We start from the raw sequence: 10,342 nt of genomic DNA on the forward strand, positions 1-10,342 counted from the left end.
AGTGCTAAACTCTCCATTGGGACCCCTTTCTTTGGTTGTTGGTTTTCTTAACACAATCCAAACTACCAAAGATTGGGTCCCATTTCTATCTCAAAATTTTTCAATCACCAATAAACGGAACTCTACTATGGGAATTCGACCCCAACTATTAGCACATAGTATATTGATATCTTCCTTTTCACCATGTACAATAAAAATCACCAAAGAAATAAAAATAAATCTCTACTGCCGATCATCGAAGCGTTTTCGGGCCTATAGCTCAGTAGGTTAGAGCGCACCCCTGATAAGGGTGAGGTCCCTGGTTCGAATCCAGGTAGGCCCACCATATTTAGATCGAAGAAAAATTATTCATCTAAATCCTACGGAATCCATCTGGATTTTAAAAGGGTCAAAGCGCTATATAAATAGCAGATGGCTGTCGTACCAAGGGAGTCTGAAGTGGAGGTACTAAAGGTCTCATCAAAATCGAATCCAAACTCTGTAGCAGGGGCTTTAGCTGCCGTGTTGCGAAAGAACGGAGCAGTTGAGATTCAGGTTATTGGGGCAGGGGCACTCAATCAGGCAATAAAAGCAGTCGCCATCGCCAGGGGTTTTGTTGCCCCGAGCGGGCTCGACCTCATTTTTCTTCCCGCTTTTGCTGATGTCGAAATAGATGGGGAAGAGCGCACGGCCATTAAAATCCGCATCGAATCCCGTTAAAATATTTCATGGATTTTAATTCAAAACCCAAGCTAAAGCGCACAAGTGCGACTCTTTTTTTGTTTTAGAAGGATTTAAAGGCTTGATGATTCTTCTTGGCTTGAGCTACTTAGTGGTTAAACTGGCAAAATACTTTGGAACCCATTTCTATCCGACTTCTTTTGAAATCCATTCCATGCTCGATGTGGTTCTTGCAATCTTTATAGTAATAGAGCTGTCCGAATCACGATAGCCTATGCAGCTGAAAGGGAAGTATTGCCCACTGTACTCGGGGCTGTGAATTTCACGAGGTGTCCAGGTCAAGATAAAAGGAATTTGAAGGCAGAAATTCACAAATGTTCACAATGTGGCTATGAAGTGGAAATTTTCTCAGATGAGATGGGAACAAAGTGCAGACAATGTGGTGCCATGGTCTATCGCGAGAGGGTGCCCTCTTGCATTGATTGGTGTAGTGCGGCGAAATTTGCCTCAAGAAGAAAAATAATCGACTTACTTAAAGGATTTTAAAAAAGGAGGTTGCAATGGGCAGAACCGAAGAAAATTTACGGAAAGCCTTTGCCGGCGAGTCTCAGGCGAGAAGCAAATACACTTTCTTTGCTCGAAAAGCAAGGGAGGAGGGCCTTGAGCAGATCGCGGCGATTTTTGAGGGAATTCGAAAGCTTGACGAGAGGAATTTGGAGCGCTATTCTTGGTTTGCACAATGTGAGCTCCCATGATTCTTAAAATTATCTCTATTTTTGATTAAGTTTTCAAAGAAAGGATGGGCAAAAGTGAGAGTTGTTTTGAAGCGAAAATCTCCCGCTGAGGTAGAAAAAGCAGAACAAAAATGGGCTGATCTTGATTTGGAAGCAGGATTCCTTTATTGGGAAGAAATTGGGAAAAGAGCAAGAGAGCAGGGATTAAAAAGGCAAGCACGCTTGGCAAAGAAGGAAATTAAGAGAATCGTAAAAGAGAATAGCAGACTTCTTACGCAAGAAAAATTTGAGCAGTTCTTAAGCACTAATAAAATTAAATATGCCGCCTGTGATAAAAAAGTAGCTGAAGATTTTGATAAAGCAATATGGGAGTACAAATTCTGGGGGCAGATACCAAATTGGCTAAAGACGGTTATTTCCTGTAGTGTTTTGGGAATTTTTTACTCTGTAGCCATTGGATCACGCCTTACCTCCTGTTATCAATATATGCCTCTTGAAACTTTTACCGAACCAATGCCTGCCCCGGCGCTTGAAATTCTAGAGCTCGTAAAAGAAGTTCCGGACACAGGTGCTATTGAGCGCATAGCTCTCTTTGAGGTTGTAAAAAAACACCCAGACCCAATCCTTGCTATAAAAGTTGCAGGTAAATGGTACAGTCTTTACCAATGGTAATTTTTTCTAAAGGAGGTCGCCTCAGGCGGATCATCTCCACTAGAGCCGAGAACAGTAAAGAGTGAGTATTTAAAGATAAAGGAGTTAAAAACTCCTAACGCTAACTAATAATAAATATGGGGATGTAGCTCAGTTGGGAGAGCGCCGCCCTTGCAAGGCGGAGGTCGTGGGTTCGAATCCCGCCATCTCCACCAGCTTATGGGGTATATTTGAAAGATTTCGCTCAGGTTAAGATGAATTTTGTCCATATGCGGAGCCAAAACCGCTAAAGCTTCGGCTTTTTTATGGACTCCCAAAGTTCCCGAAATTTCCGCCGAGGTTGTACACTTTGTCTTTAGAAAGTGGAAAGTTAAAGAATAAATTATTGATACTTGCTGTTGCCTTTTTGATATTTCTATCATCAACGGGGATTGCTCAGGCCTGGAGCAATGGAGGCGATGGTGGTAATGGGTTCGGTACCCACGATTGGATTCTCAAGGAAGCACTTGATACTATACCCTCTTATACTTCTTGGCTGGATTATAATGCCGCTCAGCAGGCAACAGATGATCCTGATACCATCTTTCATGATTACTACTATCATGTCTATGATATATGGGGTGAGACCTATGGAAATTCGCCGCTGAAAGTTCAAGAGTATTTTGATCAAGCCATTCAATATCTAAAGCAAAAAGACTATCACCATGCCAGCATAGCAGTTGGATTAATGAGTCATTATTGGGCTGATACAAACAATCCTTTGCACACCGATCAGTGTGACGACGAGGATAAGATGCTCTCTAACTATGAATTAGCGGTTAACACCAGAACCAACGAACCAGACGAGTCAGTATTCTCCATTGTCATGATGGTGTAAATTATGTTGATGACCCAACCCAAGCTACAAAGAATGCTGCCTATTTTGTCCACGACTATTATACCCACTAGTAAATGAATATATAAGCAGTAGCTTTGATGAAAGCCTCCATAATATTACTCAAACTTGCCTCAACCAAGCAGTTAATGGTTCATCTGACCTAATATATTCAATTTGGGCACAAGCACAAGCCTCCTTTCCCGATGTCCCCCAGACCACTGGGCATACGATGAGATCATGTTCATGGCCTCTCAGGGGATAATCTCCGGTTACGCCGATGGACTCTTTCGTCCAGCCGATCCTGTGTTCAGGTCACAGTTCACGAAGATGCTCGTGAACTCCCTGGGGATACCTTAAATACAGAGTAAAGGGTTATTTCACCGATCAATTTGACGAACTCATCGAGGATTAATCTTTTCTTACTTTTAGTTGCTCTTTGATATCTAGCTGCTACTTCTCTGGTTACTACCCTCTTTTCCTTCATAGTCAGTGCCATGGTGGTTGCCTCCTCTTCTTAGACCGTCCCTATCTTGAAGAGGCAAACCAAAAGTTCATTCCTTTTCAAGTAGATTTTTATTTGAGGCAACGATACAATTTGGAGTAGATTTTTAGTGAGGCAATTCAACTCCTTGATATATCCTCCCAGTTCAAGTAATATATCAATAGTTTCAGAGTCTTCCAAAGAGTTCAAGTACTGTCCAATATGGTCCACATCCTCTTTTTGGCCTGGTTAAGAAAAAGTTCAAGTTTTTTTCTGATTGTGTTTTTTGATGAAGTTTTGAAAGCCTCTCGGGACACACATATATCTTTCAATCGCATCCAATTCCTTTCTTGAGGTCAGCTCCTGATTACGAAAAATAATTTGAAAATTTATTAGTTTTTAGAAGGAGTTCAGAAATTAGCGTCGAATGGAGATGGAAGAAAAGTAGTAAGAGGGGTAACAGGGGTTAAAAACTTATCAGCAGCATAGGATATTAGTTTGAAACCAACTCAAAAAGTTGGTTTTTTAGATTTAAGAGGCATATTCTGGAGGAGAATTTTAAGTTTTGTAGAAGTTAAAAAAGAAAATATTATTTGTATTATTAATAGTCCATATTATTCAAAGGAGGGGCATTTATAGAGGATTTCGAAAGATGAGCATCGACAGGCAATATTTTACATGTCGATTTTTTCTTTTCGCGTTCAGAGTGGAATATTAAAGTAGCCACGTAAGTATGGGTAGTAGCTTAGTGTGTAGACAACGAATTAGTTATTTATTCATCACAAATACTTCGCAATAAACACTAATTAAATTATCAATATTCCCCCAAATGGAACTAACCCCAAAAGTAAAATCACTAATTGTTACCACAATTTATAGTTTGACAAAATTTCAAAAATTCTCGCAGAAACAGACCTTCAGAACTTTTAGGTTATTTTCGCCAAAGTGAAGTAATTATTGAAAAGATTATCATCCTTGAAAACAAGATAAAAAAGAGGTTGATCCTTTTAAGGACCAACCTAGGCTTTGAAAAAATTGCCCTCCGATAGGCTTTCTTTTCGGCCCATTCATATTAGTGTAGCTTTTTGGAAAGTTCAAGTAGAGGATGGGAGGGGCCAAAGTTTTGAGCGACAAACGCTTATTTTGAGCAAATTTGTTGTCGCGAAAGGAGGTGAAAAAGGATGAAAAAGCTGTTAGCGCGGTTCCTGGTTCTTACTCTGTTGGTAACCTTCAGTGGGGTAGGACTGGTAGCCCCAGCGGGAGCTACCGTAATTAGCACCCACACCTTTTATTGGGGTCCGGCTCATGACCCTTGGGTTAAAATTGTGGAAAGAGTTTATGATGAACAGCAGACTCAAGCTAGGACTTTTCCAGCCGGACAGAAGCTCTTTGAGTATGAGGTGACCAATATAAAGTATAACCCCCCCGGTGGTAATGGTCTGAGTGGATTCAACATCCGTTTAAGAAATGGAGTCACTAATGCAGATGTATTAAGTATGATCGGACCTCCTGGCTGGAGTTGTTACAATGGGACTGGACCTGCAGGATCGGGAAATGTGGAGTGGGACATAAGGGCAAGTGTTGGAACGGGGCTTATGCCAGGCCAGACAGGTATCTTTGGCTTCACCGTTCCAGCTACTCCCCAGTTTAGACCGACTCTGTACCCAGATGATTTTGGGAACTGGATGCACAGTTGGAACGTGAACGATGTCCAATTCGCTTTATTCTTTGGTCCCATCTCCGGACCCAAGAAGGTAAAGGTCATCGGTCCCAGTGACGTGATAAGCCCACCTGAGGATCCACTTCATCCTCAGGATATGACCAGGGAAAATGACGAGCAGACTTTGTCCCGCACCCTGCCCATAAATGTTGATGTGGTCCACACTCTGTTCATAAACACCTATCGCAAGCCCTGGTGGCCCTGGCCAGAAACACCTGAGGTTCTCGAAGCCTTGGCGGCTGAGGGTATCACCCCAGAGGTGGTGGGACTGGCAAGAGCCCTGGAATCCGAAGGGATCGCCGCAGGCTTAGGGCGAGCTAAATATCAAGAAGCGGGAAACTACACTTTACCAGAGACGGAAGAAGAGGCTCTAAAATTTAAAATACCGCCTGAGATGGATGATATAGGAATTCCCGCCTGGAATGCCACCGGCTTAGCCTTTGACACACTTTCTGCAGCAGATCTTTGGGAAGAGGTCTTGGCTCCCGAGGTGGAGATAGTTCCTCCCACACAAGGAGAGATGGCAGCGGCCGTTGATGAGCTCAGGGCAGCAATTGAGCCCCATGTCGATCAGATAAATGAAGCCATTGCAAAGGGTGAGCCCTCCAATCTTCCCCAGCTTCTGGAGGGAAAGGGTGTGGAAACAGCACAGGGCATCACCACTGATGTGATAGATAGGCTTTCGCCCACTGCCAGGGCCATTCTCTTCTTGCTCAACCACAAAAATCCCTGCCGGCAGAAGGACAAATTAGAGTTGGGTGACGTCTCGCCAAGCCTTCGTCCCGGAAGGGATGGTTTTGACCTGGCGGTAAAGTCAAACGATGAGTGGATAGAGACTATCTCCTGGACCAATCTTAGGGGCGTGGTAGGAGATGATGCCGAAGGTTGGACAATCCCCGCCAACCAAATGCTGGTATTCAAGAATGGGCACCCCATCCCCAATGGCTGGGTCTCTCCCAAGTACCACATCCACTATGCTCAGGAGAACATCTGGGTTATCTTAAAGCCCCACTGGAGCATCCATGCTGGCAAATATGTGGGTTCCATAACCATAACCGCAACTCAAGTGTAAGTGCCACAAAAGAGGGGCAAGAGTCACTCTTCGTCCTTTCAAACTTATCTTTCAGCCTGATCTTGAGAAAACCAGCTATATTCGGTATTGTTATTCTCACCTGATAAGTATTTAATTGTGGAGCTGAATGAGTTGAAATTGACTAAGCGAAGGACAAGCATCTTCTTTACCTGGTTTGCATCTATACTTTTACTGGGAACAATTCTTATTCCCCCAGCTTATGCTGGAATGGGAGTTGTTCCCTCTAAGATTGAGCTCACCCTAGATAGGGGAGAAAGCGAAGATGTGCCACTTATCATACCCAATAACTCTCCCACGCCACTTAAAGTTTCTTTCTCCACTTGGGATTTTGCTCGAGATGAAAGGGGTATTCCCTATCCCATTGGTCCTAAAGATGTTAAAACCTTTCGGGGGTGTGGCAGTTGGGTAACTTTCGCCTCTAAAAAAATCCACGTGGATACTGGAAAAGCAGGAAAAGCTGTCTTTACTGTCACCGTTCCCCCTGATGCTGAGTTTGGCACTTATTATACTTATATCAAGGCTTTTGGAGCTCCCTCACCTCTTAAAAAAGCTGGTGTAGCCATTAACTATATAATCAATGCGTTACTTTTGGTAACGGTGGGCCGGAAAGGTGGCGTTCCCGTTCTTAAACGCTCAGCTTATTTAAAAAGCTTTTTTGTCAAACGCTTCAATTTTACCAGTCCCGTTTTGTTTACAACTAAAATTTCAAATACTGGTAATGTACATCTTAACCTCACTGGAAAGATTCAGATTAAAAAGGGCAAGGTTATTATGGAGACTATTCCCATCAAAGAATCTACTTTACTTCCCATGAACACCTTTCCTATCATCAAAGCTTGGGGGAATCCTCCGCTATTTGGTAAGTTCAAAGCGGAATTTACTGGAAATGTAGGGTTAGACAAACCTCTTACCGATCAAAAAACTTTTTGGGTAATATCCTGGAAACTGATAGTTGGAATTTTAGGGCTTTTTGTTCTATTGATCTTCCGAAAAAGTTGGAAGAAAATAAAGACACGGCTCGCCTCCCGCCGCAATTTACCAGGTTGAAGATATGAGAAACCTGGGTTCCACGATGCACCGCCATCGACGCCGATGGTTTTTTTATCCACAGCAGGATTTACATGCTACTGTCGAATATACAAAATGGAGCGCCGTGGTGAATGGTAGCAGTGAATTTGAGATTCTCTCCTCAGCCGTGACGGCTAGGAAGTCAGGTTGCTGCTTCCGCTCGATGCTGGCTCGTATGGGCTCGACGGCTGGGGAAAAGTCTCGGCATGGGTCCTCCGGAGGCGGGTCTCTCCAGGCTTAGTACCAAATTAGTACCAAACGTAGCCAAAACAGGGTAATTTAAGGTGATCTTGGGTAACTACCACTTGAGAATCTTCCCAGCTAAGGTGATGTATTAGAACCTATCGTTATCCAAGAAAATTTACCAGTTTGGGACTTGCAAGGCGGAGGTGGGTTCGAATCCCGCCATCTCCACTTTTTTATTTTTATTCTCTCTTGGATCTGGATATCTTGATCTCAAACATAATTCCACCTTTTTAACTCGCTTTTGTTTCTGCTATCATAAAGTGAATTGTAAATCTATGGGAAGGGAACGATATGTCCGACTACTACCGTTTCCTAAAAGCTTGCCGGCGTCAACCCGTCGACTGTACCCCGGTGTGGCTTATGCGACAAGCCGGCAGGTATCTCAAGGAATACAGTAAGATACGAAGCAAAGCCACTTTTTTGACCATGTGCAAAACCCCCGAATTAGCTGCGGAAGTCACCATCTTGCCCGTAGACAAACTTGGGGTGGATGCGGCAATTCTGTTCTCGGACATACTTCTTCCCCTAGAAGCTATGGGGATAGATCTAGAATTCGTCGAGGGAAAGGGACCGATCATTCACAACCCCATTCGCGATCGATTAAGCGTTGATGCTCTGTCCGTCATGTATCCTGAGGAGGAAGTCCCCTTCGTGATGGAGACCATCCGAATGGTTCGCCGCCATTTAGAGGGAAGGGTACCCCTCATAGGTTTTTCGGGAGCACCCTTTACTTTGGCCAGCTATCTCGTGGAGGGGGGACATTCCCGGAATTATATCTACACCAAGAGCATGATGTTTCAGGAACCCTCAACATACCACGCCCTTATGGATAAGCTCACCAAGGTTGTGACCTCCTATTTAAATGCCCAGATACGAGCGGGGGTCCAGGCGATTCAAATCTTCGATACCTGGGTCGAGTGTTTAAGCCCCGGCGATTACAGAGAGTATGTGATGCCCTATACTAAACGGGTCATCGATGGATTAAACCGTCAAGCAAGCGATGAATATCCCATGGATCTGAAGGATGTTCCCCTGATCCATTACGCCAGGGGTGGAGCGATGCTCCTTGAATCGATGAAGGAGGCCGGTGGAGATGTGATCGGCATTGACTGGCGCATCGATCTAGATATAGCCTGGGAACGCCTCGGTTACGATGTTGCCATCCAAGGGAACCTCGATCCAACCGTTCTTTTTGCTCCACCGGAGGAAATCGAAAGGCGAGTCAAGGATATTTTAAATCGAGCGGGCAATAGACCGGGACATATCTTCAATCTCGGTCACGGCGTTTTGCCACAGACACCGGTAGAGCACGTCATCTTCATGGTGGAGGCAGTCCACGAGTACAGCAAAAGGCTGTGAAGAGTCGAATGTCGAATGTCGAAAGCCGAGAACCAAAAATAGGTGTTCTTCTCCTGGGTTTCGGGGCCCCGGACAGCCTTGAAGCGGTTGAACCCTTTTTATATAACATCCTTTCCTCTCGTGGGGAGATTTCCCCGCTCGATTTCAAGAGGCGATTCGAGGAGGTTATCCAACGTTATAGGGAGATTGGCGGGCGCTCGCCCCTTCTTGATATCACGAGAGAGCAGGCGCAGGCACTCGAGAAGCGACTAAACATGGGAGATCGTGGTTTAAAGGTTTATATCGCCATGCGTCATTGGCATCCCTACATTCGGGATAAGGTTAAAGACATCATCGGCGATGGTATCAAACGCGTTGTCGTTCTCAGTCTCTCTCCCCAGTACACCAGGATGACCACGGGCTCAAACATTGAGGAATTGAAACGGGTTCTCTCCGATCTCAAAGCCGATCTTGAAGTCACTTACATCGAGAGCTGGCATGACTCACCTTTTTATCTCGATGCCCTGGCGGAGAAAGTCAAGGAGGGATTGGCTTGGTTTCCCGAGGAGCACCGCGAAAAAGTCCAGGTGATTTTCAGCGCTCATAGCTTGCCCAGGAGGCTCATCAGATGCGGAGATCCCTATTTAGAACACTTGAAAGCCACAATTGCCGGAGTTTTGGAGCGCATTGGTCCGATACCATGGCATCTGGCGTTCCAGAGTCGAGGTGGTCCAGGTGAGTGGCTGGAGCCGGAAATCGATTCCGTCCTTGACAGACTGGCAAAAGAGGGAAGCCGCGAAGTCCTGGTGGTACCCATAAGTTTTATATCCGACAACGTTGAGATCCTCTACGATATCGACATCGAATTGCGCAAACGAGCGGAATCGAAGGGAATCACGAAATTTCACCGTGCACCCTCGCTCAATGCCTCCCCAAGGTTCATTGAGGCCCTCACCCGGATCGTCCTGGAACATCTTTCAAAGAAGGGATAAAATTCTAAAATCCTCTTTTTGGACTACTTATTGCCTCATGTAAAAATCTATACGAAAGCATGATAGCCACATCAAAAATATATTCGAAATCTTTGATTTCTTTCTGTTGTTCTCCTCTCAATTCCTCTTTTAAGGTTTTAAGTTTCATCAGTTTGTTTTGGAGTTTGGTGATTTTTTTCAGTTCGGCTGGATTTGGTCTAGCATATTCTTCTTTTAGCCTCTCCTTGTTCTGTTCGGAGTTACCTTGCTGCATGATCCAGATCTTCTTCAAGGCCAAGAGAACTTTTCGGTCATATTTTCTCTTGACTTTCCTTCTCCTTCCTTTTCCTCCCAGGATTATCACCCTATCTTTTCCTTCAAATCTTACTCACTCCTTTTCAAGTGGATTTTTATTTGAGGCAACGATACAATTTGGAGTAGCAATTCGGACATTGATATTGTGAAAAAATTCTCAAATAATAGAACGTTAGGAAGGAGGTGTT

11 protein-coding genes, 2 tRNA genes and 1 pseudogene are annotated in these 10,342 nt (G+C 44.3%); 12 read left to right on the plus strand and 2 right to left on the minus strand.

The features are described from left to right. Positions 1 to 248 precede the first annotated feature (248 nt). From AB1466_04405 to AB1466_04440, 8 genes and pseudogenes are all read left to right on the plus strand, one after another. A tRNA-Ile gene (locus AB1466_04405) sits at positions 249 to 325 on the plus strand. A 113-nt stretch (positions 326 to 438) separates the two neighbouring features. Beyond that, positions 439 to 699 (plus strand): stage V sporulation protein S, encoded by a 261-nt coding sequence (locus AB1466_04410; GenBank protein ID MEW6189340.1) that lies wholly within the window; start codon positions 439 to 441, stop codon positions 697 to 699. Between the two features lie 255 nt (positions 700 to 954). Then, positions 955 to 1,206: a phosphohydrolase gene (locus AB1466_04415; GenBank protein MEW6189341.1), complete on the plus strand. Its 252-nt coding sequence runs from the start codon at positions 955 to 957 to the stop codon at positions 1,204 to 1,206. A 14-nt stretch (positions 1,207 to 1,220) separates the two neighbouring features. Then, a pseudogene (locus AB1466_04420) lies at positions 1,221 to 1,346 on the plus strand (ferritin family protein). Positions 1,347 to 1,469: 123 nt separating this feature from the next. Further along, a complete protein-coding gene (locus tag AB1466_04425) occupies positions 1,470 to 2,066 on the plus strand; it encodes a hypothetical protein (GenBank protein ID MEW6189342.1) in 597 nt (198 codons plus the stop codon). A gap of 118 nt (positions 2,067 to 2,184) precedes the next feature. Then, positions 2,185 to 2,260: transfer RNA gene (locus tag AB1466_04430), tRNA-Ala, on the plus strand. Positions 2,261 to 2,394: 134 nt separating this feature from the next. Further along, entirely contained in the window at positions 2,395 to 2,922 is a 528-nt protein-coding gene (locus tag AB1466_04435) for a hypothetical protein (GenBank protein MEW6189343.1), read from the plus strand. A 174-nt stretch (positions 2,923 to 3,096) separates the two neighbouring features. Next, positions 3,097 to 3,279 carry an S-layer homology domain-containing protein gene (locus AB1466_04440; protein ID MEW6189344.1) on the plus strand — a complete coding sequence of 61 codons (183 nt, stop codon included), beginning with the start codon at positions 3,097 to 3,099 and terminating at the stop codon, positions 3,277 to 3,279. On the opposite strand, the gene AB1466_04445 is transcribed toward AB1466_04440, so the two are convergent. Further along, positions 3,242 to 3,418: a hypothetical protein gene (locus AB1466_04445; protein MEW6189345.1), complete on the minus strand. Its 177-nt coding sequence runs from the start codon at positions 3,416 to 3,418 to the stop codon at positions 3,242 to 3,244. The two genes, AB1466_04440 and AB1466_04445, sit on opposite strands and share 38 nt — an antisense overlap. Positions 3,419 to 4,584: 1,166 nt before the next feature. Here AB1466_04445 and AB1466_04450 point away from each other — a divergent pair. The 4 genes from AB1466_04450 to hemH all read left to right on the plus strand — a co-directional run bounded on the left by AB1466_04450 (position 4,585) and on the right by hemH (position 9,860). Continuing rightward, positions 4,585 to 6,195 (plus strand): hypothetical protein, encoded by a 1,611-nt coding sequence (locus tag AB1466_04450; GenBank protein MEW6189346.1) that lies wholly within the window; start codon positions 4,585 to 4,587, stop codon positions 6,193 to 6,195. 132 nt (positions 6,196 to 6,327) lie between these two features. Continuing rightward, positions 6,328 to 7,263, plus strand: coding sequence for a hypothetical protein (locus tag AB1466_04455; protein ID MEW6189347.1), 936 nt, complete (start codon positions 6,328 to 6,330; stop codon positions 7,261 to 7,263). Between the two features lie 558 nt (positions 7,264 to 7,821). Next, on the plus strand, positions 7,822 to 8,889 hold the full coding sequence (gene hemE / locus AB1466_04460; protein ID MEW6189348.1) for a uroporphyrinogen decarboxylase: 1,068 nt from the start codon (positions 7,822 to 7,824) through the stop codon (positions 8,887 to 8,889). An 8-nt stretch (positions 8,890 to 8,897) separates the two neighbouring features. Beyond that, the gene (gene hemH, locus AB1466_04465; GenBank protein MEW6189349.1) at positions 8,898 to 9,860 is read left to right on the plus strand and encodes a ferrochelatase; all 963 of its coding nucleotides are present in this window, start codon (positions 8,898 to 8,900) and stop codon (positions 9,858 to 9,860) included. 4 nt (positions 9,861 to 9,864) lie between these two features. Here hemH and AB1466_04470 read toward each other — a convergent pair whose 3' ends face one another. After that, positions 9,865 to 10,203 carry a hypothetical protein gene (locus AB1466_04470; protein MEW6189350.1) on the minus strand — a complete coding sequence of 113 codons (339 nt, stop codon included), beginning with the start codon at positions 10,201 to 10,203 and terminating at the stop codon, positions 9,865 to 9,867. Positions 10,204 to 10,342 lie beyond the last annotated feature (139 nt).

This window comes from Actinomycetota bacterium, from assembly GCA_040755895.1.
Classification (GTDB): Bacteria; Actinomycetota; Aquicultoria; order Subteraquimicrobiales; family Subteraquimicrobiaceae; genus Subteraquimicrobium.